Origin of the sequence: Janthinobacterium sp. PSRC1-1 (genome assembly GCF_049897525.1) — a bacterium.
In the GTDB taxonomy this organism is placed as follows: Bacteria; Pseudomonadota; Gammaproteobacteria; order Burkholderiales; family Burkholderiaceae_D; genus Janthinobacterium; species Janthinobacterium tructae.
Map to the genome: position 1 here is coordinate 127,925 of NZ_JAFCWK010000014.1, position 23,614 is coordinate 151,538.

At 63.5% G+C, this 23,614-nt stretch carries 22 protein-coding genes; 18 read left to right on the top strand and 4 right to left on the bottom strand.

The window, feature by feature from the left end; all coding sequences use genetic code 11:
* Positions 1-19: 19 nt before the first annotated feature.
* Positions 20-2,164, top strand: a complete 2,145-nt coding sequence (locus ACP7DW_RS24645; protein WP_426056962.1) for a TonB-dependent receptor plug domain-containing protein — start codon at positions 20-22, stop codon at positions 2,162-2,164.
* A gap of 4 nt (positions 2,165-2,168) precedes the next feature.
* Here ACP7DW_RS24645 and ACP7DW_RS24650 read toward each other — a convergent pair whose 3' ends face one another.
* Complete coding sequence (locus ACP7DW_RS24650) at positions 2,169-2,420, bottom strand: hypothetical protein (RefSeq protein ID WP_426056961.1); 252 nt, start codon at positions 2,418-2,420, stop codon at positions 2,169-2,171.
* A gap of 217 nt (positions 2,421-2,637) precedes the next feature.
* Here ACP7DW_RS24650 and ACP7DW_RS24655 point away from each other — a divergent pair, with 217 nt between their 5' ends.
* Entirely contained in the window at positions 2,638-3,291 is a 654-nt protein-coding gene (locus ACP7DW_RS24655) for a hydrolase (protein WP_426056960.1), read from the top strand.
* Positions 3,292-3,357: 66 nt separating this feature from the next.
* Positions 3,358-5,208: an amidohydrolase gene (locus ACP7DW_RS24660; RefSeq protein WP_426056959.1), complete on the top strand. Its 1,851-nt coding sequence runs from the start codon at positions 3,358-3,360 to the stop codon at positions 5,206-5,208.
* Positions 5,209-5,222: 14 nt separating this feature from the next.
* On the opposite strand, the gene ACP7DW_RS24665 is transcribed toward ACP7DW_RS24660, so the two are convergent.
* From ACP7DW_RS24665 to ACP7DW_RS24675, 3 genes are read right to left on the bottom strand one after another with little or no spacing between them, the layout of a single operon-like run.
* Positions 5,223-6,587 (bottom strand): VWA domain-containing protein, encoded by a 1,365-nt coding sequence (locus ACP7DW_RS24665; RefSeq protein ID WP_426056958.1) that lies wholly within the window; start codon positions 6,585-6,587, stop codon positions 5,223-5,225.
* Complete coding sequence (locus ACP7DW_RS24670; protein WP_426056957.1) at positions 6,587-7,201, bottom strand: TadE/TadG family type IV pilus assembly protein; 615 nt, start codon at positions 7,199-7,201, stop codon at positions 6,587-6,589. Before ACP7DW_RS24670 ends, ACP7DW_RS24665 begins: the two co-directional genes overlap by 1 nt.
* The gene (locus tag ACP7DW_RS24675) at positions 7,198-7,689 is read right to left on the bottom strand and encodes a TadE family protein (RefSeq protein ID WP_426056956.1); all 492 of its coding nucleotides are present in this window, start codon (positions 7,687-7,689) and stop codon (positions 7,198-7,200) included. The genes ACP7DW_RS24670 and ACP7DW_RS24675 overlap by 4 nt, the downstream gene beginning before the upstream one ends.
* A 276-nt stretch (positions 7,690-7,965) precedes the next feature.
* Between ACP7DW_RS24675 and ACP7DW_RS24680 the strand changes: the two genes are divergently transcribed.
* The 15 genes from ACP7DW_RS24680 (at position 7,966) to ACP7DW_RS24750 (ending at position 23,434) form a co-directional block, all read left to right on the top strand.
* Positions 7,966-9,663: a sensor histidine kinase gene (locus tag ACP7DW_RS24680; RefSeq protein WP_426056955.1), complete on the top strand. Its 1,698-nt coding sequence runs from the start codon at positions 7,966-7,968 to the stop codon at positions 9,661-9,663.
* Positions 9,664-9,702: 39 nt separating this feature from the next.
* Entirely contained in the window at positions 9,703-10,392 is a 690-nt protein-coding gene (locus tag ACP7DW_RS24685; protein ID WP_426056954.1) for a response regulator, read from the top strand.
* A gap of 175 nt (positions 10,393-10,567) precedes the next feature.
* Entirely contained in the window at positions 10,568-10,714 is a 147-nt protein-coding gene (locus tag ACP7DW_RS24690) for a hypothetical protein (RefSeq protein WP_165829357.1), read from the top strand.
* Between the two features lie 70 nt (positions 10,715-10,784).
* Positions 10,785-10,946, top strand: a complete 162-nt coding sequence (locus ACP7DW_RS24695; protein WP_426056953.1) for a Flp family type IVb pilin — start codon at positions 10,785-10,787, stop codon at positions 10,944-10,946.
* Between the two features lie 139 nt (positions 10,947-11,085).
* Positions 11,086-11,679, top strand: a complete 594-nt coding sequence (locus ACP7DW_RS24700) for an A24 family peptidase (protein ID WP_426056952.1) — start codon at positions 11,086-11,088, stop codon at positions 11,677-11,679.
* Positions 11,680-11,706: 27 nt separating this feature from the next.
* On the top strand, positions 11,707-13,062 hold the full coding sequence (locus ACP7DW_RS24705; RefSeq protein WP_426056951.1) for an ATP-binding protein: 1,356 nt from the start codon (positions 11,707-11,709) through the stop codon (positions 13,060-13,062).
* A gap of 16 nt (positions 13,063-13,078) precedes the next feature.
* Positions 13,079-13,921 (top strand): Flp pilus assembly protein CpaB, encoded by an 843-nt coding sequence (gene cpaB / locus ACP7DW_RS24710; protein ID WP_426056950.1) that lies wholly within the window; start codon positions 13,079-13,081, stop codon positions 13,919-13,921.
* Positions 13,922-13,945: 24 nt separating this feature from the next.
* Positions 13,946-15,481, top strand: coding sequence for a type II and III secretion system protein family protein (locus tag ACP7DW_RS24715; RefSeq protein ID WP_426056949.1), 1,536 nt, complete (start codon positions 13,946-13,948; stop codon positions 15,479-15,481).
* Positions 15,482-15,491: 10 nt separating this feature from the next.
* Complete coding sequence (locus ACP7DW_RS24720) at positions 15,492-15,770, top strand: pilus assembly protein (RefSeq protein ID WP_426056948.1); 279 nt, start codon at positions 15,492-15,494, stop codon at positions 15,768-15,770.
* A 37-nt stretch (positions 15,771-15,807) separates the two neighbouring features.
* The gene (locus ACP7DW_RS24725; RefSeq protein ID WP_426056947.1) at positions 15,808-16,968 is read left to right on the top strand and encodes an AAA family ATPase; all 1,161 of its coding nucleotides are present in this window, start codon (positions 15,808-15,810) and stop codon (positions 16,966-16,968) included.
* 46 nt (positions 16,969-17,014) lie between these two features.
* Entirely contained in the window at positions 17,015-18,361 is a 1,347-nt protein-coding gene (locus tag ACP7DW_RS24730) for a CpaF family protein (RefSeq protein ID WP_426057053.1), read from the top strand.
* A 6-nt stretch (positions 18,362-18,367) separates the two neighbouring features.
* The gene (locus tag ACP7DW_RS24735) at positions 18,368-19,342 is read left to right on the top strand and encodes a type II secretion system F family protein (protein ID WP_426056946.1); all 975 of its coding nucleotides are present in this window, start codon (positions 18,368-18,370) and stop codon (positions 19,340-19,342) included.
* A 41-nt stretch (positions 19,343-19,383) separates the two neighbouring features.
* Positions 19,384-20,316: a type II secretion system F family protein gene (locus ACP7DW_RS24740; RefSeq protein WP_426056945.1), complete on the top strand. Its 933-nt coding sequence runs from the start codon at positions 19,384-19,386 to the stop codon at positions 20,314-20,316.
* Positions 20,317-20,354: 38 nt separating this feature from the next.
* Positions 20,355-21,143, top strand: a complete 789-nt coding sequence (locus ACP7DW_RS24745) for a LytR C-terminal domain-containing protein (RefSeq protein ID WP_426056944.1) — start codon at positions 20,355-20,357, stop codon at positions 21,141-21,143.
* A 50-nt stretch (positions 21,144-21,193) separates the two neighbouring features.
* Entirely contained in the window at positions 21,194-23,434 is a 2,241-nt protein-coding gene (locus ACP7DW_RS24750) for an Ig-like domain-containing protein (RefSeq protein ID WP_426056943.1), read from the top strand.
* The last annotated feature ends 180 nt before the right edge of the window (positions 23,435-23,614 follow it).

The following is a 23,614-nucleotide window of genomic DNA, read 5'->3' on the forward strand; positions in this document are numbered from 1 at the left end:
CGACCTTTCAGGATTCCCCATGCGATTGAGTATTTTATTGTGCAGCCTTGCGCTGCCGTTGACGGCGCAGGTCCGTGCCGAGGACGTCCTGCCTTCCGTGACGGTCACCGCCGGCAAAGCGGACCAGCGCCGCGACGACACCGTCGCCGCCATCGTCGTCGGCCACGCGGAACTGATACGCCAGGGCGACCGCGTGCTGGCCGATGCCCTGAAGCGCCTGCCCGGCATCAGCATCGGCGCGCCCGCCGGCACGGCTTCGGGCACGACTGGCGGGCAAATCCAGCTGCGCGGGCTGGGCCAGGGTTATACCCTCGTCATGCTCGACGGCGTACCCGTGCCGCCCGGTTTTTCGCTCGACTCCCTGGACCCGGAACTGGTCGAGCGCGTGGAAATCATGCGCGCCGCCACGGCGCAATTCTCCGCCCAGGCGATCGCCGGCTCCATCAACATCGTGCTGAAAAAATCGGGCAAGCGGCGCGAGCGCACCTTCAAGCTGGGAGGCTCCGGCAGCCATGGCATGCCCGCCGGCAGCGCCACCGTGCAGTGGGAGGACCAGGACGGCCGCCTGTCCTACGCGCTGGCCGGCACGCTCGCTCACACGGGGCGCCGGGGCTTGTTCGATGAATGGAACCGCGCATACGATGCGGATGGCAGACCCACGGTGGTGCGCCATACGCCGCTGACGGAACGCGTGACGAGCGATACGTTGGAGCTGGCGCCCCGTTTGCAATGGGCGCTGGCGGGCGAAGACAGCCTGGCCTGGCAAAGCCTGGTCACCTGGCGCCGCCTGGCCAGCCGCCGCCAGGTGCTGGAAACGTCTTACCTGGGCGGCCATACCGACTATCCGGACAATGACGCCGCCTTCAGTCAGGACAGCGGCACCGTGCGCAGCGATCTGCACTGGCTGCACAAGCTCGGACAGGGGGCCAGCCTCGATATGAAACTGGGCCTCGATGCCAATCACCGTGGCAGCGACTATCTGTTCCAGGGTGTCGGCGCCGCGCCCGGGCCGGCGAATGTGCGCCGGGTCGATGCGGGCGTGGACGATGTGGGCATGCAGGCCAGCGGCACCTATCGGCGGACGCTGGGCGAAGGGCACGCGCTGGCGGCGGGCTGGGATGCGGGGAACCGGCGGCGCACGGAGTTCCGACGCGAACGCCAGCTGTCGCCGGGCGGGCCACCCGTGCTGCCGGACGAGGACTATGCGGCCACGGTGCGGCGCCTGGCCCTGTTCGCGCAGGATGAATGGGCAGTCTCCGCGCGCTGGTCGCTGTATCTGGGGCTGCGCTGGGAAAGCTGGCGCACGGCCAGCGCCACCGGTGGCGCCGGCCCCGTCGACGTGCGCGCGCAGGTATGGAGTCCCGTGCTGCAAAGCCTGTGGAAGCTCGCCGGCAAGGATCAGCTGCGCCTTGCCGTCACGCGTACTTACAAGGCGCCGCAGATTTTCCAGCTGATCCCGCGCCCCTACCTCAACGACAACGGCAATAGCCCCGTGAACCCCGACAACCAGGGCAACCCGGCGCTGCGTCCGGAACTGGCGTGGGGCCTGGACGCGGCCTACGAATACTATCCTGCGGAAGGCGCCATGCTGGGCGCCAGCACCTCGCTGCGGCGCATCGGCGACGTGATGCTGGACCGGCTGTACCAGGACAACGGGCGCTGGGTGGCCACGCCCGTCAACCATGGCAGGGCGCAGGTGCGCGGCATCGAACTGGAAGCGAAGCTGCCGCTGTCGGCGCTGTGGGCGGGCGCCCCCGCGCTGGACCTGCGGGCGAACGTGGCGCGCAACTGGTCGACGGTGGACGCCGTCGCCGGTCCGGACAACCGCCTCGATGGCCAGTTGCCGTGGAGCGCCAACCTGGGCGCCGATTACCGGCTGGCCGGCAAGCCGTTGACCCTGGGCGGCAATCTGCATTACCAGGGCGGTGGACCATCGCGCGAGTCAAACCAGCTGCTGGCCTGGCAGGGCGCCCGGCGCGAACTGGATCTGTACGCGTTGTGGAAGTTCAGCGACCAGCTGCGCCTGCGCGTGTCGGGCGCCAATCTGCTGCGCCAGCTTGAGCGCACGCGCAGCCTGTATGCGGATGGCGGCGGCAGCCTGCTGCGCACGGTCGATGCGGGCAGCTACCGCATGCTGCGCATCATGCTCGAAGGCTCCCTGTAGGCTCTTAGTCGTCGATCTCCGCGACGGCGTAATCCACGCCCTGCGCATCGAGCCAGGCGCGCAGGACGGCCAGGCCGTGCCACGGGTCCGGGCGCAGGTGCTGGCAGACATACAGGCCGGCGTCCGTCAGCCTGGCTTCGGTATCGGGCCTGGCGCTGCCGGGCGGGCGCGCCGCCGCCGCCAACTCTGGCAACTGCGCGAGGTGCTGGCGCTGTTCCTGCGTCAGGCTGGCCGTGATCCTGAATTCAAATCCCATGTTTTCTCCTTGATGTGTGGGTTGCTGTTGCGTTTATTTCGTATCATCGAAAAAATTGCATATAGCTTGGCATTCTTTCCGTTTTTGTTTTCAAAATATCTCGTTCATACTGCATGGCACTGGCTCGGCACACACAGCGTGGCGCAAGGGCAGGAGCAGAAGCACCGTACAACGACATCCCTCTTCATATTCAATTATTTTCACTAAGGAAAACATCATGCCTGTCGCCACCGCCCAAGCCGCACAAAAACTGCTGACCCCGAACGATCATACCCTGATCATGATCGACCACCAGTCGCAGATGGCGTTCGCCACCCGTTCCATCGACCTGGCCCTGCTGCGCAACAATGCTGCCCTGGTGGCCAAGGCGGCGGCTGAATTCAAGGTGCCGACGATTCTGACGACGGTGGCCGCCACATCGTTCTCCGGCCCGATCTTCAATGAAATCCAGTCCGTCTTCCCCGAACAGGCGCCGATCGACCGCACCAGCATGAACACCTGGGAAGATGCGCGCATCGCCGACAAGGTGAATGGCTACGGCAAGGGCAAGATCGTGCTGGCCGGCTTGTGGACCTCCGTCTGCATCGTCGGCCCCGCGCTGTCGGCGCTGGAGCAGGGCTTTGACGTCTACGTGATCGCCGACGCCAGCGGCGACGTCTCCGATGAAGCCCATGCGATGGCGATGCAGCGCATGATACAGGCGGGCGTGCAGCCGATGACGTCCGTGCAATACTTGCTGGAACTGCAGCGCGACTGGGCCCGCGGCGAGACCTACGACGAGACGGTGGCGACGGCCGTGGCGCACGGCGGCGGCTACGGCCTGGGCCTGATCTATGCCAAATCCATGTTCAACGCCAGCGAAGGCCATTGATTTTTCATTGATCCGGTTCCGCCGCCCGTTGGCGGGGCCGGGTTCTCACCTGATTCGGGAGTTCCCATGCACGCACACACGATCTTGCTCAATGGCCGTTTCCACACGGTCGACCGGACGCAGCCGCTGGCGTCCGCCGTTGCCATCGCCGATGGCAGATTCCTCGCCGTGGGCGACGTCGAAGACGTGATGCGCCATCGCGGCCCCGACACGCAGCTGATCGACCTGGCTGGTCGCACGGTGATTCCCGGTCTGAACGACTCGCACCTGCACCTGATTCGCGGCGGCTTGAACTACAACCTGGAATTGCGCTGGGAAGGCGTGCCTTCGCTGGCCGACGCCTTGCGCATGCTCAAGGAACAAGCCTTGCGCACGCCGAACCCGCAATGGGTGCGCGTGGTGGGCGGCTGGACCGAATTCCAGTTCGCGGAAAAACGCATGCCGACCCTCGACGAAATCAACGCGGCCGCGCCCGATACCCCCGTCTTCATCCTGCACCTGTACGACCGCGCCCTGCTCAACCGCGCCGCCCTGCGCGCCGTCGGCTACGATAAAAATACGCCGAACCCGCCCGGCGGCGAAATCGTGCGCGACGCGGCCGGCAACCCGACCGGCTTGCTGATCGCCCGGCCGAACGCCATGCTCTTGTATGCGACCCTGGCGCAAGGCCCGAAGCTGCCTCTCGACTTGCAAGTCAATTCCACGCGCCAGTTCATGCGCGAATTGAACCGGCTCGGCATCACCAGCGCCATCGACGCGGGCGGCGGCTTCCAGAATTATCCCGAAGATTACGCCGTCGTCGATGAGCTGGCGCAAAAGGAGCAGCTGACCATCCGCATCGCCTACAACCTGTTCACGCAAAACAAGGGCGCGGAACTGCAGGACTTCCAGAAGTGGACCGGCATGGTCAAACCGGGCGACGGCACGGATTACTATCGCCATAACGGCGCTGGCGAAATGCTGGTGTTTTCCGCCGCCGACTTCGAGGATTTCCTCGAACCGCGTCCCGAGCTGGCGGCCGGCATGGAGGATGAACTGGAAAAGGCCGTGCGCCACCTGGTCGAGCAGCGCTGGCCTTTCCGCCTGCACGCCACCTATGACGAATCGATCAGCCGCATGCTCGACGTGTTCGAAAAGGTCAACCGCGACACACCGTTCGCCGGCTTGCACTGGCTCTTCGACCACGCGGAAACCATCAGTCCGCGCAATATCGACCGGGTCAGGGTGCTGGGCGGCGGCATCGCCATCCAGCACCGCATGGCTTTCCAGGGCGAGTACTTTGTCGAGCGTTACGGCGCTGAAGCGGCCAAGGCCACGCCGCCCGTGCAGCGCATGCTGGACGCGGGCGTACCGGTCGGCGGCGGCACGGATGCCACGCGGGTCGCCAGCTACAACCCGTGGACGGCGCTGTACTGGCTGGTGTCGGGACGCACCGTGGGTGGCCTGGCCCTGACGGATGCGGCGGGCAGATTGTCGCGCGACACGGCGCTGGAGCTGTGGACGGCGGGCAGCGCCTGGTTTTCCAGCGAGCAAGGCAAGAAGGGCCGCATCCGCGCGGGCATGCTGGCCGACCTTGCCGTGCTGTCGGCCGATTATTTCGCCGTGCCGGAAGAGGCGATCAAGTCCATCGACTCTGTGCTGACCATGGTGGGCGGCAAGATCGTCCACGCTCAGGCGGAATTTGCGACCCTGGCGCCGCCACCGATTCCCGTGCTGCCCGAATGGTCGCCCGTGCGCGCGGTGCCGGGCCATTACCGTCCCGCAGCCAGGCCGGCGCAAACGGCCTTGCCGCACCAGTGCGCGGGCGCCTGCGGCGTGCATGCGCATGCCCACGACCGGGCGCGCAAGTCGGCCGTGCCGATTTCCGACTTTTCCGGCTTCTGGGGTACCTTGGGCTGCAGCTGCTTTGCCTTCTAGCCGATGGCCATGCCTTATTTGGAAATGCGCAGGATGGCCGAGGCGAGCCGCGTGAAACAGGGGCTCAGGTCGCTCTCGGTGGCCGCATAGCAGTACAGGCCCATGGGTTCGGCCGGCTTGCGGCAGCGCACTGGCGCATCGGCCGTATTGGCCATGCAGCGCAGCAAGTCTTCGCCCACCTCGTTGTCCGGGCCTTCCTTGGCCTTCAGTCCCGCGCCCATGCCCAGGGTAAATATGTAGGTGTTTTCCAGGCGCGACTTGCTTGCCATCGCTTCGGGCAAGTTGCGCGCTGCACGGTGCACATTGTTGTATTGGAGCGTGCGTGTGGAAATGTCTGCAGTCACCTTGCGCGGCGTATTGGTCAAGATGGGAAAATCCCCTGGCGCCGCGGCATCGGCCTGGGCCTTGGTTTGGTGGGCGTTATACCAGGCAGGCAGCTTGTTGATCAGGCTAGCCGCGCACGAGTTGGTGGGGGTGAGACTTTGCGAGGCAGCATCAATGCGATACAGCCCGCTCGTTGCCCTGCCGCTGGAGGGCAGCGTGGCGGAGACGGCCAGCGCCCCGGCCTCCGTGCAGTTGCCGCTGGTGGCGGGGAAAAAATACGAGGACAAGGCAGTGGGCGCACCATCGGAAAAGAAGACGATGACGCGCAGGCTGGAGCGGTCGGACTTGCTGATGCCATTGAGTTCGTCGCGTGCCCGCCACATGCCTTCCGAGTAATTCGTGTTGCCGCTAAAACCGTAGTTATCGATCGCAGTGCTTGCTTGCGTGCGGTTGAAGCCCCGGTCGAGCTTTTTGATCGGCAGGTCGATGACGGTGCCGCTGGAAAAATGCAGCAAGCCGATCCGGTCCACGGTGGAATTGAATTTATTCAGGAATGACTTGCCGGCGGCCCGCACGGCGGCCGCATTGCTGGACAGCGACCCCGACGTATCCATCACCAGCACCATGTCCAGGTCCTTGCGGATGGTTTGCGCGCTGGCGGCCACGTTCAGGGTCTTGAAGCCGAGTATGCCCATCAGCGAGACGGGCAGGGAGGCGGTGGCCGAGACGTCGATGGTGACGGTGCCCCTGTCGAAAACCACGCCGACGGGATTGAGTACGGGCGTGGAGAGCAGGAATTTGTCGGGATAGTTGATGTTAAAAAATTCCTTGGCCGATTGGCGCGCGTTGGCCGCCTGCGCTGCCTGTGTGTCGCCCAGGGTCACGCCGCGCGCCGCCGCCAGGCTGGCCGAGTCGACGGCCGCATTGAGTTTGGCCTTGACGAAGTAGCCGAGCGCCGAATCGATGGCCAGGCCCGCCGAGGCGATCAGGACGACGGCCGACAGCGCCACCATGATCAGTACTTGGCCGCTTTGCCGCTTGTGTGGAATGCGCATCAGAATACCGTCATTGAATTAAGGTTGGGACCGAGGACAGGCGTCGTGCTGTTGCCAATTTTCAATGTACCGAACAGCATGTCGAAATTGTAGAAAGTCTCCACGGCGTAGATCAGTTCGCCATCGGACAGCTGGCCCGACATCAGTGACACTGCGGGGGCACTGTCGGCCTTGGCGATATTGGTGCACGTGCCATTGCTCCAGCTGCCGCAGCGCCACACCTGGCTGGCGGGCAGGTAGCCGCTGGCCTTCGCGCCGGCGTCCCAGCGGTACTGTTCCAGCACGATATTGCGCAAGCCGCTCTTCGCCGTGTAGCCCATGATCTTGGTGATATAGATCATGCCGCGCTTGTTCATGTCCAGCGGCGGCGTGCTGGCGGCCAGCGCATCCATGATGCTCTGGCTCGAGCCGCTCAGGTCGGTGGTCGAGCGCGAGGCCAGGTTGGCGCCCTCGCGGCTGATGTTGAGCAGGATGATCTTGGCCTGGATGGCGCGCGACAGGTCGACCACCATGAACAGCAGCACGGCCAGCAGTGGCAGCACGATGGCAAATTCCACGGCGGCGATGCCGCGCGCGGCACGCCGCGGCAGAGGGAGCGAGCGGCGGCGCATCATAAGCCGCCAAAGCTTTCATTGCGCATGGTGGCGGCGACGACGTTGGACGATTTGCCGTCCTTGTAGAAAGCGGCCATCATCGGCGTGGCGAATTTCCAGTTGTATGCGACGGAGATGACGACGATATCGCCGCTGTTGCCGAACATGCCGGCACTGGTGCCGCTGGTGCCGTTCACCGTGATGACGGGATTGACTTTGTCGTAGATGCCCATCGAACTATCCTTCATTTTTTGAATGACGGCCTGGTAGCGCTGCTGGTTGCTGCTGGCGGGATCGAGATCCTTGTTGCCCGTCACGGCATAGCGCGCGCCTTCGCGCACCGCATGCTGCATGGTGAGATTGGCGAAATACGCCATGCTCAGTTCGATGATGCCTATCATGAACAGCAGGAAGACCGGTGCGATGATGGCGAACTCGACGATGGCGGAGCCGCATTGCCTGAATCTGCCTTGCGGGGGCCGCAGGGATTTGGCCTGGTTGAGCATCATGTCTGGTATCCGTATCAAGGCTCGCGCCGGCATCGGTGTGATGGTGGGCCTGCCGCCCATGGGGCGCTCTTCATTGTAGCTCGCTTCGAGTGCGCAAGGTTGGCACTAAAGTGCATATAAATCAAGTTTCTTATAATAAATGTAGTTAATTGAATACGCCATACCCCTGAGTAAGGTTCCTGAGAGTAAGATGCGGAGGCTTAAGAAATTAAAAAATAATCAACCATTGTCCTGTCGACCCAGCCGATGGTGTTTTTGAAAAGTGAATAAATAAGCATGCTGCAACAGCAACAACTGCACGAGGAACCACATGCCGATACGGCATTGCCATTGGTCGATCAGGCAGATTTGGTCATGATCTCCGGCATGCGCCTGCTGCTGTCGGTGACGGCGTTATTAACGTTGATCATCAACCCCGGCAAACTGGGTGTGCCGAATCAGCTGGCCTGGCTGATTCTGTGTGCGTATGTGCTGCATAGCGCAGTATTGTTTGTTTTTCTTTATTTCAAGCATCCGGTAGTGCATGGCAAGGTGATATGCTGGCTCGACGTGCTGTGGTGCGGGCTGATCGTGTATGGCACCGGGGGCGCCGAAAGCTATTTTTTCCCTTTCTTTTTCTTCGTCATCCTGGCGGCGGCGTTTCAGCGCGGACTCGATGAAGGCGCGCGCATCACGCTTGCCTCCTGTGTTCTGCTGGTGCTGGCATCGGTGGCATCGACCCCTGAGCTGATCATTTCGCACCTGTTGCTGCGCACGACCTTTGTCATGGCGCTCGGCTACATGATTGCGTACTGGGGCGGCCTGGGGCTGTTGCAGAAGCGCCGCCTGGCGTTGTTGCGCGAGGTCAGCCAGCAATCGAATCCCCGCTTTGGCGTCGACCACACGGTGGCGTCGGTCTTGCAGAAAGCGCGAGTTTTTTTTGACGCCAGCAGCTGTATCCTGGTCATGCGCGAGGGCGATGCGGCGCAGTGGCAGTTGCGTACCGCGCTCGAAGACAGAGGCGGACACGCGGGGCGTGTCAGCCAGCTGAGCGAAGCCGCGGTGGCGCCGCTGATGGTGTTCAATGCCAGCCAGAGCGTGCTGTACGCGCCGTCGTTGCGCGCGCGCCTGGGGCTGGCGAGCGTGCTCACGGGAGTAGAACGCGGCAGTGTGAAATGGCAGCGGCTCGATGCGGATGGGCCGCAGGGCACGGCGCTGGCCGAACTGCTCGATGCGCGCTCCTTCATCAGCGTGCCCCTTCCTTTGCATAAGGGACTGGGTCGCATCTACGTGATCTCCGCGAAGAACCGGCTGACCCGGGCCGACGCCAGGTTCCTGCTGCATATCGTGGCGCAAGTGTTCCCCCTGATTGAAAACATCGCCATTCTCGACAAGCTGGCCTCCGGCGCGGCGTACCGTGAGCGGCAAAAAATTGCGCGCGACTTGCACGATTCGACCATCCAGCCGTATATCGGCCTGCGCCATGGCTTGAGCGCCTTGCGCGCCAAGGTGGCCGCCGACAGCCCCTTGCTGGCCGATCTTGACAAGCTGATCGACATGAGTGGCCAGGTGATTGGCGACCTGCGCCGGATGGCGCAGACGGTGCGCGGCGGCGCGGAGCGGGAGCAGGTGACCTTGCTGGTGGCGTTGCGGCGCCAGGCGGAACAGCTGAAGAAGTTTTTTGGCATCACGATCGAGATCGTCTCGGACAGTGCGTTTGATCTCAGTGACCGGCTGGCAGCCGAAGTATTCCAGATCGTCAATGAAGGCATGAGCAATATCCGCAAGCACACCACCGCCCGCGAGGGCCGCGTGACACTCGTCTGCGATGCGCATGCCTTGTCGATCTCGATAGAGAATGCGGGCGAAACGTCGTCCCGCGTCGAGTTCATGCCTGCCTCCATTGCTGAACGCGCCATGGCGCTGGGCGGTCGGGTGCAGGTCAGCCATGGCGCTGATGGCGCCACCGCCGTGCATATTGAAATTCCAGTCTGACGGCAAGAGCGTCACGGCTGACCCGTTAAAGGCCATCGTATGTCAAGTTTGCATCCCATCCGCGTCATGCTGGTTGATGATCATAAAACCATGTTGTGGGGACTGGAAAAACTGCTGGAAGAGGCGCAGCCAGCGATGCAGGTGGTCGCCAGCACCAGCACGATAGGCGGCGCGCTGGAGCTTGCCGAGAGCTTGCGCCCCGATATTGTCGTGCTGGACGTCGACCTCGCCGGCGTGTGTTCCGTCGATTTCATCCCCGCGCTGTTGGCCAATGGCGTCACGCGGGCGGTGATGTTCAGCGGCACGCGCGACCAGGAGGTGCTGGGCCGCGCCGTGCGCAGCGGCGCGCGCGGCGTGATCGGCAAGGAGGCGGCGGCGGAGCAGGTGATCGATACCATTGCCAGGGTACATCGGGGCGAATTGTGCCTGGACCAGGCCTTGCTGGGCAGTCTGCTGGGAGCGCTGATCAAGCCGGCGCCCATGCCGGCGCCGCCCGATCCCGAAATGGCGCGCATTGCCCTGCTGACCCTCAAGGAACGCAAGATTGTCGCCATGATGGTCGAAGGCAATGGGGCACTCAACAAGACCATCGCGCAGCGCGCTTTCATTTCCGAGCAAACCTTGCGCAATCACTTGACATCGATTTACAGCAAGCTGGACGTTGCCAACCGCCTGGAATTGTATGTCTACGCGGTGAAGAACGGGTTGGCGGCGCCCCAGGAATGCTGATGCCAGTACAAATGTACTGGTGCCGTGTAGGAAAATAGGCTCTTTTGTACCAGCAACAAAATGACTTTTGTCTGATTGGTATCAATGTGTATTTCCATGCAATACCTTTATCAGCAATCGGTGATCGTCGCTGAGTTAGTCAGATTGAAAATGCGAACGGTGACAGGAGCTGGAAATGCGCTTGAACGATGGTGGGACGGGTGAGCTTGCATATTTCTTGCAAGATCAAAGTGGTAACTCATTTTTCGAACATGCTTTGCTGCTGTCGCTGATGGCCGTGGTGTTCCTGCTTGCGTTGCTGGCCATCTGCAAGGGTTCATAAGTGAGCAATTTACTGCTTGTATCAGCAGTCCCATATGACGTTGTTAACACTTACTCCGAATGGATTAATCATGAATTTCATCAAAAACTTTATCGCTGAAGAAGATGGCGTGACCGCAATTGAATACGGCCTGATCGCTGCGCTGATCGCTGTTGCAATCGTTGGCGTCGTAACTACCGTGGGCACCGATCTGGGTGCGGTGTTTACCAAAATATCGACCAGTCTGAAGTAAGCGGCCTCGTAATCGCCACACGTGCAATGGCGTCGCCCCCCCTTTCGGGTGCGCGCCGATGATGGCCCGGATCATCTTGCATGGCGCCGGGCCATTGTTGTTTGTACCGAGTCCTTGTCCTTCCTGTGCCGGATAATCCATGTACACCGATCTTTTCCTGAGCTGGTCGCCGGCAGTCCTGCTGGCCGTTCTGCTGCTGCTGGCCGTGTACCACGACGTGCGCAGCCGCCGCATTCCGAACCGCCTGGTGTTGGCCGGTGCGCTGGCCGGACTCCTGCTCAATACGCTGTTGCCGCCCGGTGCAGGCCTGTTGACGGCCGCGCCCGGCGCGCTCGGCTTCTGGCCAGCCTTGGGTGGCCTGGCCCTGGGCCTGGCGCTGCTGATGCCGATGTACGCGATCAAGGCACTGGGCGCCGGCGACGTGAAACTGATGGCGATGGTGGGGGCCTTTGTCGGCCCGCAGACCGTCTTCTTTTGCCTGCTGAGCAGCCTGCTTGCTGGCGGCGTGCTGGCGCTGGCCGTCGCGGCGTTCCACGGCACCTTGCGCCAGGTTGCGAGCAACAGCTATCAGCTGGTGTTGAATAGCCTGATGCGCGCCATCGCTTCGCAACGGCCCGATATCGATGCGCTTGCCAAGCCCAGCGGCCAGTTGCCCTATGCCATCGCCATTGCCAGCGGTACCTTGTTGTATCTGCTGCTGGCTGCCAGCGGTCAGCTGGGAAAGTTCGCATGATCCATGGCGTATTCCACACCTGTGCCCATGGCTGCTGATCTGCTTGCCGCGCCGGCGGCCCAGCGTGCCCCGCGCACCGTCGACGAGACGGGCTTGCCCTTCTTTTTCCTGGTCGAATTGCTGGTGAAGGTGCTGTTCCAGCGGGGGCAGTTGCACCTGCCCGAGCTGGCCAGCTACGTCAAGCTGGGCCTGGGCGTGATCGATCCCGTCATGGTCTTCATGCGGCAGGAAAAAATGTGCGAAGTCATGCGCCGCGGCGCCAGCGGCACGGATGCCGACATCCATTACCAGTTGACGGACAGCGGCCGCCAGCGCGCCCTCGAGTGCCTGGCGCGCAATGCCTATGCGGGCCCATGTCCCGTGCCACTGGCCGCCTACAACGCGCAGGTGGCGGCGCAAAGCGTGGCCAACATGCATGTCACGCGCCCGCAGGTACATGCCAGCTTCGACGGCGTGGTGGTCAACCAGGGCGTGCTCGACCAGCTGGGCGCGGCCATGAATTCCGGGCGCGCCATTTTCATTTACGGCGCCGCCGGCAGCGGCAAGACGTATCTGGCCGAACGCCTGCAAGACTTGCTGCAAGGGGCCATTGCCCTGCCTTACGCCATCATGGTCGATGGTGAAGTCGTGCCCTTCTATGACCCGGTGCTGCATTTGCCGGCGGCGCAGCAGCCGGAAGCGCCGGCCGGCATCGAGCGCGCCGTGCAGCTCGACGCGCGCTGGGTGCGCGGCGTGCGCCGCCCGGCCGTGCTCACCGGCGGCGAGCTGACCCTGGAAATGCTGGACCTGCGCTTCGACAGCGTGACGCGTCTGTACCGGGCGCCGCCGCACCTGAAGGCCAACAACGGCATTTTCATCATCGACGACCTGGGTCGCCAGCGCTGTTCGCCGCTGGAGCTGATGAACCGCTGGATCGTGCCGATGGACCGCGCCATCGATTACCTGTCGCTGCACAACGGCCACACCTTCCAGGTGCCGTTCGACGTGGTGGTGGTGTTTTCCTCGAATTTCCTGCCCGAGCGCCTGTCGGATGCGGCCTTCCTGCGCCGCCTGGGCTACAAGATCGAAGTGCCGGCGCTCAGCGCAGCGCATTACGAAACCGTATTTCGCCAGACCTGCGCCGCCTACGGCGTGCCGTTCGACGCGGCCGCCTTTGCCTTCCTGCTGCAGCGCCATGCGCGCGGCGCGATGCCCTTGCTGGCCTGTTATCCGCGCGATCTGCTGCGCCAGGTGCGCGACCTGGCGCGCTACGAGGGCACGGCGGCGCAATTGAACGAGCAGGTGCTGGACTGGGCCTGGAACAATTATTTTGCCGGCGCGAATCAGCGCCATGGCGCGGACGACATGGCCGTGCAAGAGCGGCGTGAACCGAAATCAAGCTGAAGTCAGAGGAAAAACGATGCGAAATACCCGTGCTTTACTCATGTTGCTGCTGGCCCTGGTGCTGGCCGGTGCCGCCGTGCTGACGGCGGCGATCTGGATGGGCGGCCAGAGTACGCCGTCGAGCAAGAAGATCGTCGTGGCCCTGGTCGATATCGGCGTGGGGACGAAGATCACTCCGCTCATGTTGCGCAGCATGGACTGGCCCGCCGGCGCGCAGCCACCCGGCGCCTTTGCCGACAGCAAGGCGCTCGACGGGCGCATCACGCGCAAGGCCATCAGCCTCGGTGAACCGGTGCTGGAAAGCAAACTTGCGCCGCCAGGCACGAGTGGTGGCCTGTCGTCCATCGTGGCAGACGGCAAGCGCGCCATGACCGTACGCGTCAACGATGTGGTCGGGGTGGCGGGCTTTGCCTTGCCTGGCAACTTTGTCGACATCCTCGTCAATACCCAGGACGACCGCGCCAAGGCCAGCGGTGGCGCCGAACTGGCCATTTCCAAGATCGTGCTTGAGCGCATCCTGGTGCTGGCCGTGGCGCAGGAATCGAACCGCGACGACAACAAGCCCAAGGTGGTCAATGCCGTGACCCTGGAATTGACGCCGGACCAGGTGGAAAAGCTCGACCTGGCGCGCAGCGTGGGCACCTTGTCGCTGGTGCTGCGCAACCAGATCGATCCGGCGCCCGTCAACACGGGCGGCGCCACCAAGGAATCGCTGCTGGGACTCAAGCCGTTGGTGCCGGTCGCCGCGCCGCGTGCGGATGCGCCAGCGCCAGCGCGGCAGGCGCCGCGTGCTCCCGCACCACCGGCCGAGAGCGTCAAAGTGATCACGGGCATGGACACGCGTGTCCAGCAATTTTAAAAATTTCAGAACCAGGGATAGTTGATGACCTCATTTCGTACCCGTATCGTCAGGCCCCGCTTGACCTTGGCCCTGGCCCTGAGTGGCTTGACGGCGAGCTTGCTGTGGCAGCCCGGCGCCAGCGCCGCGCCCGCCTTGCGCAAGGTGGACGCCGTCAGCCAGGCGGCCCCGCTGTCGCTGGGGGCCGATATCGCCCGGCTGGGTCCGCCGATCCGCTTGTCCGTTGGCAAGTCGACCTTGCGCAGCCTGACGCGTGCCGTCTCGCAGATTGCCGTGAATGATCCGAAGGTGGCGGGCGCCAGGCTGCTGGGCAGTTCCAGCGAGCTGTATATCTGGGGCCTGGCACCGGGCAGTACCAATCTGATTCTGTGGGACAAGGATCACCGTCCCGTGATCGTCGATATCGAAGTCGGTGTCGATGCCGACGGCTTGCAGGCGCAGCTGGCGCTTGTGTTCCCGCGTGAAACAGATCTCAAGGCCAGCTCGGCCGGCGGCGCGATCGTGCTGACGGGCATGGTCTCGGATGCCGTCAAGGCCAGCCAGATCATGGCCATGGCCACGGCGTTCGCCCAGCGCGGCGCCAGCGATGCGGCGGCGCCTGTTGCCTCAGCGGGTGTGATGCCAGCGCCCGCTGCCGCCGGTGCCGCCGGTGCTGGCACCGCCGGCGTGAGCGTGATCAATATGCTCACCATCGCCGCGCCGCAGCAGGTGATGCTGGAAGTGAAGATTGCCGAGGTGTCGAAAACCCTCGTCGACCAGCTGGGCGCGAGCATCGGCGCGCGCGCCAGCAGCGGCAACTGGACCTACAGTTTCCTGTCGAACTTGTTGAGTGGGAACCCCAGCATGATCGATGGTTTCAACGGCAAAAACGGCAATTTCCTCACGCTCGATGCGCAAAAGCGCGACGGCCTCGTGAAAGTGCTGGCCGAACCGAACATCATGGCCATCAGCGGCCAGGAAGCCAGCTTCCTGGCCGGCGGCAAGATCTACATACCCGTCTCGCAAGACAGCGCCACCAACAAGATCACCCTGGAAGAAAAGGAATTTGGTATCGCCGTCAAATTCACGCCCACCGTGCTCGATGGCGGGCGCATCAACCTGAAGGTGGCGCCGGAAGTGTCGGAACTGAACAAGGACGGCATCGGCATCAGCACGGGCGGCACGGCCGGCAGCGCCATCCTGCCGGCGTTTACCACGCGGCGCGCCACCACCACGGTGCAATTGTTCGATGGCCAGAGCTTTGCCATCGGCGGCTTGATCAAGAACAATGTGACCACGAATATCAAGGCGCTGCCGATGCTGGGCGAGATTCCCGTGCTGGGCGCCTTGTTCCGCAGCAGCGATTTCCAGACCGACCGCACCGAACTGGTGTTCATCATCACGCCGCACCTGGTCAAGCCGCTGGCCGGCGACTACGTGCTGCCGACGGATGCCTATGTGGCGCCCAGCCGCGCGCAGTTTTTCCTGCAAGGAAAGATGGAGGGCGACGCCAGGCAGCCGCAGCCTGCGGCCGACAAACAACCGGGCGCCGCAGCGGCGACCGGCTTCGACCTTCAATAGGAGAGTGAGCATGCAGCGTCCTCCATTCCATTCCCTGCTGTGCGTGCTGCTGGCGTCGTTTGCCGTCAGCGGCTGCGCCACCACGCCGCACTTCGACCGCAACTTTGGCCGCAGCGTCGGTTTGCTGCGCGCCCAGCAAGTGATCAACCCGCAGGCGGGACTGAACAGCGACCCGGTGACCGGCCTCGATGGCAAGGCGGCGGTGGCGGGCTACAACGCGTACCAGAAGTCGTTCAGCGCGCCGGTGCCGCAATCGGGCGGCATGACGATCAGCCTCGGACGCCAATGAACATGTCGCCGTTACCACAGAACAGGCAAGGTATATCGTGAAAATCGCCATCATATCCCGGGATGAAAAAGTATTGGCCGAGCTGGGCCGCCTGGTCGGCAACCGCAATCCGGCGGACGACGTCGATGCGCACAGCGGACCGCTGGAGCAACTGTATTCGGCGCAAGAGCTGCCCGATGTGCTGATGTTCGACCGGCCCGGCAACGATGGCGCCGACCTGGCCGCCATCGAGCGCCTGAGCAATCAGTTTCCGCGCCTGGCCGTCATCCTGCTGTGTCCGCAGCATTCGCCCGACTTCCTGCTGCAGGCCATGCGTGCCGGCGTGCGCGAAGTGTTGCCGTCGCCGGCCGCAGTTGCCAGCATCTACCCGGCGCTCGAGCGCATCGAGGAAAAACTCGAGCGGCGCGACAATGGCAATGGCAAGGTGCTGGCCTTCATTTCCTGCAAGGGCGGCAGTGGCGCCACCTTCATCGCCACCAACCTCGGCTATGCCCTGGCAGCCAGCGGCCACAAGCGTGTTGCCCTGCTGGACCTGAACCTGCACTTCGGCGATGCCTCGCTGTTTGTCTCCGAGAGCAAGCCGCTGGCCACCCTGGCCGACGTGACGCGTGACATCCACCGCCTCGATCCGTCGTTCCTCGCCTCGAGCATGCTCAATGTGCTGCCCAATTTCAGTGTCCTGGCGGCACCGGAAGACCCGGCCCACGCCAGCGAAGTGCTGCCCGAACATATCGACGCCATCATCAAGCTGGCGCGGCGCCAGTATGATTTCGTGGTGCTCGACGTGGGACGCAACCTCGATGCGGTCAGCGTGCGCGCGCTCGACCACGCGGACCTGATTTTCCCCATCCTGCAAACGACCTTGCCGTACATCCGCGATGGCAAGCGCCTGCTGGGCATGTTCCGTTCGCTGGAATACGACAAGGACAAGGTGCGCCTGATCGTCAACCGGCACGACAAGGGCGGCGAAATCCGCCTGCAGGACCTGGAGGCGGCGTATGGCACCACGATCGACCGCACGGTGCCGAATCATTATGCGTCGGCCGCCGCATCGGTCAACCAGGGCATGCCGATCTTGCAGCTGGATAAGAACAGCCCCATCACGCGCTCGCTGCAGGAGTTTGCCGCCAGCCTGACGGGCGTCAGCGCCGAAGCCGTGCCGCAGGGCTGGCTGAGCCGCGTGCTGCGGCGCGCCTAACACCACTCGAACAGGAATTCTCATGGCAACTTCTCCCGCCCCCAGTCTGTCGATCCGCGAGCGTCTCGGTAATGGCAAGATCGCTACCCTGACGCCGCAGCGCGCGCCGTCCATCGACAACCGCAGCTACCGGGAGCTGAAACAGCGCATCCATTCGCTGCTGCTCGAGCGCGTTGACCTGGAAAGCATGCAGCGGTTGACGCAGGAACAGATCCGCGACGAATTGCGCAGCCTGGTCGAGCGCCTGCTCGACGAAGAAGCCGTGGTCATCAATGATGTCGAGCGCAAGAACCTGACGCGCGACATCCGCAACGAGATGCTTGGTTTTGGCCCGCTGGAAACCTTGTTGTCGGACCCGACCGTGTCGGACATCCTCGTCAATGGTCACAAGCAAGTGTATGTCGAGCGGCGCGGCAAGCTGGAATTGACCGATGTCGTGTTCAATGACGATGCCCATCTGATGAAGATCATCGACAAGATCGTCTCCCGCGTGGGCCGCCGCATCGACGAATCGAGCCCCATGGTCGATGCGCGCCTGCCCGATGGGTCGCGCGTCAACGCCATCATCCCGCCGCTGGCCATCGACGGGCCCGTGATGTCGATCCGGCGTTTTTCCGTCGATCCCCTGCGCCTGGCTGACCTGGTCGCCTATACCAGCATGACGGCCGAGATGGCCGAGGTGCTGCAGGGCCTGGGCAAGGCGAAAATGAATATCCTCATTTCCGGCGGCACGGGCAGCGGCAAGACCACCATGCTGAACGTGATTTCCGGCTTTATCGGCCATACCGAACGCATCGTCACGGTGGAAGACGCGGCCGAGCTGCAATTGCAGCAGCCGCACGTGGTCCGCCTGGAAACGCGCCCGCCGAATATCGAAGGCAAGGGGGAAGTGTCGCAGCGCGCGCTGGTGCGCAATGCCTTGCGGATGCGTCCCGACCGCATCATCCTGGGCGAGGTGCGCGGCGCCGAAGCGCTCGACATGCTCGGCGCGATGAACACGGGCCATGAAGGCTCGATGGCCACCATCCACGCCAACACCCCGCGCGACGCCATTACGCGACTGGAAAACATGATCAGCATGGCGGCCGCCAACCTGCCCAGCAAGGCCATCCGCCAGCAGATCAGCTCGGCCATATCGGTGGTGGTGCAAGTGTCGCGCCTGATCGACGGCAAGCGCAAGGTCACGTCGATCCAGGAAATCACGGGCATGGAGGGCGATGTCATCACGATGCAGGAAATCTTCAGCTTCAAGCAGACGGGGGTGGGGGAGAGCGGCGCGGTCGTCGGGTATTTCTCGGCCAGCGGCATCCGTCCCCATTTCCTGGAACGCCTGAAGAGTTTTGGCATCGGCATTTCCAGCGCGGTCTTCGAGCCGACCGGCAGCGGGCGCTGACGCGGCATGGGCTATCTTTCGTATCTGGTATATCTGTTGATCTTCCTGGCGGTCATGCTGCTGGTCGGCGCCGTTTACTTCAACCTGCAGTCGCGCGGCGCTGGCGCCGGACGCGTGGCGCGCCGCTTGCGGGCGATGAATACGGCCAGCGACGACGCGCAGAAAACCGTGTCGATCACCAAGGATCGGCTGCTCAGCTCGCATGCGGGCGTACAGGGCTTGCTGGAGGCACTGCCCGGGGTGCAATGGCTGGACCGCTTGCTGTTGCAGTCGGGTAAAAACTGGAACGTGGGCAAGCTGCTCGGCTATTGCCTGCTGGGTTGGCTATTCGGGCTGCTGCTGGGCAGCCTCAGCCCCTTGCCCTGGTATCTGCGTCTGCTTCTGAGCCTTGCCTGTGCAGCGCTGCCGTTCCTGCTCGTGGCCCGCGCCAAGACCAGCCGGCTGGTGCGCATCGAGCAGCAGTTACCCGACACCCTGGACATGATGAGCCGCGCCATGCGTGCCGGCCACGCCTTTCCCACGGCCCTGAAAATGGTCGGCGACGAGATGACGGGTCCCCTGGCCGATGAATTCCGCGCCGTGTTTGATGAAGTCAATTTTGGTGTGGCGATGTCCGATGCCCTGTCGGGCCTGGCGGCGCGCGTGCCCAGTACGGACCTGCGCTATTTCGTCATCGCCGTGCTGATCCAGCGTGAAACGGGCGGCAACCTGACGGAGTTGCTGAACAGTATCAGCGCCATCATCCGCGACCGCCTTAAATTGATGGGCCAGGTGCGCGTGCTGTCGGCCGAAGGGCGCATGTCGGCCTGGATACTCGGTTCGCTGCCCTTCGCCGCCGCGCTGATGATGCAGGTGACAAACCCCGAGTTCCTCGCCGTGTTGTATACGGACAGCGGCGGCCGCAAGATGGTGGCGATGGCCTTGGGCATGCTGGTGATTGGCATCCTTTTCATCCGCAAGATTGTCCGGATTCGCGTGTGAGGCCATGAAATGATGCAATTGACTATACGGAAGGTGGCACGATGAGCGGCTTGCAGATTGGCCTGTTGGTGGTGCTGTTCCTGATCGTGTTCGGCATCGTTCTGGTGCTGGCGCGCTTGTTTGCGGGCAACGCGGTGCAAGTGCGCCTCGATACGCTTGACGGCAAGAAGGTCGATACCGAAAAGGGACGCCGCACCAGTCAGCGCTGGATGGCGCGTGTCGTCAGCCTGACTCGTCCGCTGGCCAAGTTATCCTTGCCTGAAGATGGCTGGGAAGAGTCGCCCATCCGCATCCGCTTCATCAATGCGGGCTGGCGCAAGAGCTCCGCGCCGGCGCTGTTTTATGCGGCCAAGACGGGGCTGACCCTGCTGTTTCCGCTGCTGGCGTATCTGCTGCTGCGCCATGGCGAGCACAAGCTGTTCCTGTGGCTGGTGCTGGCCGCAGCCCTGGGCTATTACCTGCCCGACTTATGGCTCAAGCATTGCCTGAAAGAGCGGCAGCGCGAAATCTTCGAAACCTTTCCCGATGCGCTGGACTTGATGACCGTCTGCGTCGAAGCGGGCCTGGCGATGGATGCGGCGCTGGCACGCGTGGCGCAGGAAATTGGCATGAAAAGTGAGATCCTGGCCGAGGAGTTGCAACTGGTGACGCTGGAGCTGCGCGCCGGCAGCGCCAAGGACAAGGCCTTGCGCAACCTGGCCCTGCGCACGGGCGTGGAAGATGTCGATGCGCTGGTGACCCTGCTGATACAGGCGGAGCGTTTCGGCACCAGCATCGCCGCCTCCTTGCGCGTGCAGTCGGACGAGCTGCGCACCAAACGGCGCCAGAGGGCCGAGGAAACGGCGGCGAAGATCGCGCTCAAGCTGCTGTTCCCGCTGATTTTCTTCATTTTCCCGTCCTTGCTGGTGGTGCTCATGGGGCCTGCCCTGCTGCAGATCCGCCGCGCCCTGCTGCCAGCGATGGGGGCGGTATGAGGCCGCTATTGAGCAGGTTCGGGATGTCAGGCTTGTATATGCTTGCATTCCTGCTGTTGTCGGGCTGCACAGCCAGCCATGCTCCGCCGCAGTGGCAGATCCAGGGCGTACAGCGCACCAGCCATTCCGCCGGCCAGAATGCCGTCACGTATTTTGAACTGGGCAAGTTTTACCAGGAGCGGGGCCAGCTGGTGCTTGCCGCCGAAGCCTTTGCCGCCTCGATCGCCCTTGATCCGCAGCAACTGGCGGCGCGCAATGTGCTGGCCGTGCTCGACGCGCGCCAGGGCCGGCTGGAACAGGCTGCCATGGCGCTGCTGGCGCTGGTGCGCGACTTTCCTGAGGCTGCCCAGCCCCTGAATAATCTCGGCTATGTGTATTACCTGCAAGGGGAGCTGGCGCAAGCGTCCAGCATGCTCGAGCAGGCCATGGCGTGCGATGGCGGCACGGCACTGGCGCGTAATAACTTGCAACTGGTGCAGGCGGCGCAGCTGGCGTTGGTGCCGGCCGCGCCGGTCGCGCCAGCCGTGGCCGTCGCGCCGGAGGCGCTGGCCGAGATCGAAATCATCAATGGCAATGGCATACGCGGCATGGCGGCGCAGATGCGCTTGCGCGTGCAGGCGCGGGGCATGGCGGTCAGCCGGCTGCGCAACCAGCCCGGTTTTCGCCAGGAACGCAGCCAGATCCTCTACGCGCCCGGCCACGCACGCCAGGCCGATGCCTTGCGGCAAGCCCTGGCGCAGCGGGGGGAGGCCGTGCAACTGGTGGCCGTCACCAGCGTGGGGCGCGGCGCCGGCATCCGCCTGATTCTGGGACGCGACCAGGCTTGAACAAGATAGCAGTAATACATGATCAGCAGCAAAATAACAGGGAGAAGTACATGTCTGGATTGAAGAGTAGCGGTGTGCCGGCGCGCTGGGCGCTGTGTCTGGCTGCCGGCACGGCAGTGACGTTGCTGGCCGGCTGTGGTGGGGGCGGTTCCGGCAGCAGCGATTGCAGCACCTTGGACCCGAGCCGCAATCCGAACCTGCCCGGCTGCGTGGTGCCACCCGTCACGCCGGTGGTTCCCGTGACGCCTGTCGTGCCGGTGCCGGCGACCCTGGCGCTGAGCCTGAAAGACGGGGCCGGCAACGCGACCACCTCGGTCAGTCCCGGCAACAGCGCCACCGTGCAAGCCGTCGTGAAGGATGGCAAGGGTGCGGTGCTGTCGGGCGTCTTGCTGACCTTGAACAGCAGCGACAAGAGCGCCAGCTTCACCCCGGGTGCGGCCAGCGCCCTGACGGACGCGAACGGCGTGGCCAGCATCGTCATCGCAGCCGGCAGCCAGAGCGGCGCTTTTGCGCTGACGGCCAGCGCCACGGTGAACGGCAGCGTGTTGACGTCGAATATCAATTACACGGTGGTCTTCCCGACCCTGACCCTGGGCGGCGTGGGCGTCGTGCCGGCGACCCTGTCGGCGGGCGGCACGGCTGGCCTGAGCGTGACGGTGATGAATGGCGCGGCCGTGTATGCGCCGGTACAGTCTGTCGTCTTCAGCTCGCCTTGCGCCGCAGCCGGCAAGGCGGCCATCAGCAGTCCTGTGAATACGGTCAATGGCGTGGCCAGCACGTCCTACATCGACAAGGGCTGCGGCGCGCCCGACGTGATCACGGCCAGCACCGTCTTCAATGCCACCACCTTGAGCCAGACGGGCACCCTGACGGTGCAGACGGCCGCTGCCGGCCAGATCGGCTTTGTCTCGGCGCTGCCGCAAAACATCGCCCTGAAAGGCACGGGCGGTGCGGGCCGGCAAGAGTCATCCATCGTCACTTTCAAGGTGCTCGACAGGAATGGCAATCCCGTCAGCGGCAAAGCGGTCAATTTCTCGCTCAACACCACGGCCGGCGGCCTGAGCCTCAATCCGGCGCAATCGACCAGCGGCGCCGATGGCAGCGTCAGCACCACGGTAGCTTCCGGCACGGTGAACACGCCGATCCGCGTCACGGCCACCCTGCAAGGCACCAGCCTGTCGACGGTCTCGGACCAGCTGGTGGTGTCCACCGGCGTACCCGAGCAGGACAGCTTTACCTTGAGCACGTCGATGTTCAATACGGAAGGCGGCGATTTTGCCGGCTGCACCGCGCCGACGGGGGCCACCATCACGGCGCGCCTGGGCGACCACTTCCACAATCCCGTGCCCGACGGCACGGCCGTCAGCTTCACGGCCGAAGGCGGCACCGTCGATGCATCCTGCCTGACGGGCCTGGTCAACACGACCTTGACGGATGGTACGGTGATCACGCAGAAGGGCATAGCGGGTTCGTGCAGCGTGCGTTTCTGCCCCGGCAACCCCCGTCCGCTTGACGGCCGCGTGACCATCCTGGCGGTTGCGCTGGGCGAGGAGAGCTTTGTCGATGCGAATGGCAACAATTTGTATGATACCGGCGAAAGCTATGTCGACCTGGGTGAACCGTTCCGCAATGACCGCGCCATTGTTGGCAGCAATGCCAATTTCAAGGATGACGCCTACAGCACGGGCAATGCCGTGCGTGCCAATAACGAAATGCCAATTGACTCGAATGGCAACGGCATCTGGGACCAGGCCGGTGATGGGCAATACAATGGCGTCCGACGCGCTGCCTCCAGCGCCAATACGACGGCCGCCAACACCGTGCATATACGCCAGGCACTGGTGCAGGTGCTGTCCGGCAGCACGGCGCGTTTCACGCCGCTGGGCGCTGCCACCATTGATCTGGACAAGTGTGTCGATGGCACCGTGTTCGAAAACCGGGTACGGACCTTCCCGCTCGCCATCCGCGATAGCAATGACACCGTGTTTGCCATGAATCGTGCCGCTGTTACGGGGCAGGCGATGGACTTGCCCGGCAATCCGCTGCCGGCCGGCACGACGATCAGCTTCTCGGCGAGCAATGGCAGCATCGTCAGCGGCACCAGCTTTGTCGTGCCGAGCATGGACAGCGCCAGTTCCGCGAACTGGATCTATCCCGTGCAGATGATCAGCGACGTGACCCAGATCGGCACCGCGTGCCAGCCGAACAGCGTGCGCAACGGCCTGTTGACGGTGACGGTACGCACGCCGAATGGCATCCTGACGTCGACGTCGTATGCGGTCAGCGACTGATCGCCATACATTTGGGCGATAAAAAAGCTGCCGGAGTTTCCTCCGGCAGCTTTTTTGACATCAGTGACCCATCCTGGAATAAGTTGACACTTTTTCGATGCAGAGAAGGAGTGTCAAATGGAACAAGGGTTTAGGCGCAGCCAGCGCGATTACAGTCTGGCTTTTAAATTGAGCGTTGTC

Bases quoted from the DNA above. Each gene is read 5' to 3' on its own strand.
- cpaB (WP_426056950.1), top strand. From the start codon at position 13,079: ATGCGAAATACCCGTGCTTTACTCATGTTGCTGCTGGCCCTGGTGCTG.
- ACP7DW_RS24665 (WP_426056958.1), bottom strand. From the start codon at position 6,587: ATGCGCATTCCACACAAGCGGCAAAGCGGCCAAGTACTGATCATGGTG.
- ACP7DW_RS24700 (WP_426056952.1), top strand. From the start codon at position 11,086: ATGTACACCGATCTTTTCCTGAGCTGGTCGCCGGCAGTCCTGCTGGCC.
- ACP7DW_RS24740 (WP_426056945.1), top strand. From the start codon at position 19,384: ATGAGCGGCTTGCAGATTGGCCTGTTGGTGGTGCTGTTCCTGATCGTG.
- ACP7DW_RS24650 (WP_426056961.1), bottom strand. From the start codon at position 2,420: ATGGGATTTGAATTCAGGATCACGGCCAGCCTGACGCAGGAACAGCGC.
- ACP7DW_RS24645 (WP_426056962.1), top strand. From the start codon at position 20: ATGCGATTGAGTATTTTATTGTGCAGCCTTGCGCTGCCGTTGACGGCG.
- ACP7DW_RS24715 (WP_426056949.1), top strand. From the start codon at position 13,946: ATGACCTCATTTCGTACCCGTATCGTCAGGCCCCGCTTGACCTTGGCC.
- ACP7DW_RS24675 (WP_426056956.1), bottom strand. From the start codon at position 7,689: ATGATGCTCAACCAGGCCAAATCCCTGCGGCCCCCGCAAGGCAGATTC.
- ACP7DW_RS24680 (WP_426056955.1), top strand. From the start codon at position 7,966: ATGCTGCAACAGCAACAACTGCACGAGGAACCACATGCCGATACGGCA.
- ACP7DW_RS24695 (WP_426056953.1), top strand. From the start codon at position 10,785: ATGAATTTCATCAAAAACTTTATCGCTGAAGAAGATGGCGTGACCGCA.
- ACP7DW_RS24745 (WP_426056944.1), top strand. From the start codon at position 20,355: ATGCTTGCATTCCTGCTGTTGTCGGGCTGCACAGCCAGCCATGCTCCG.
- ACP7DW_RS24735 (WP_426056946.1), top strand. From the start codon at position 18,368: ATGGGCTATCTTTCGTATCTGGTATATCTGTTGATCTTCCTGGCGGTC.
- ACP7DW_RS24655 (WP_426056960.1), top strand. From the start codon at position 2,638: ATGCCTGTCGCCACCGCCCAAGCCGCACAAAAACTGCTGACCCCGAAC.
- ACP7DW_RS24670 (WP_426056957.1), bottom strand. From the start codon at position 7,201: ATGATGCGCCGCCGCTCGCTCCCTCTGCCGCGGCGTGCCGCGCGCGGC.
- ACP7DW_RS24690 (WP_165829357.1), top strand. From the start codon at position 10,568: ATGCGCTTGAACGATGGTGGGACGGGTGAGCTTGCATATTTCTTGCAA.
- ACP7DW_RS24720 (WP_426056948.1), top strand. From the start codon at position 15,492: ATGCAGCGTCCTCCATTCCATTCCCTGCTGTGCGTGCTGCTGGCGTCG.
- ACP7DW_RS24685 (WP_426056954.1), top strand. From the start codon at position 9,703: ATGTCAAGTTTGCATCCCATCCGCGTCATGCTGGTTGATGATCATAAA.
- ACP7DW_RS24660 (WP_426056959.1), top strand. From the start codon at position 3,358: ATGCACGCACACACGATCTTGCTCAATGGCCGTTTCCACACGGTCGAC.
- ACP7DW_RS24705 (WP_426056951.1), top strand. From the start codon at position 11,707: ATGGCTGCTGATCTGCTTGCCGCGCCGGCGGCCCAGCGTGCCCCGCGC.
- ACP7DW_RS24750 (WP_426056943.1), top strand. From the start codon at position 21,194: ATGTCTGGATTGAAGAGTAGCGGTGTGCCGGCGCGCTGGGCGCTGTGT.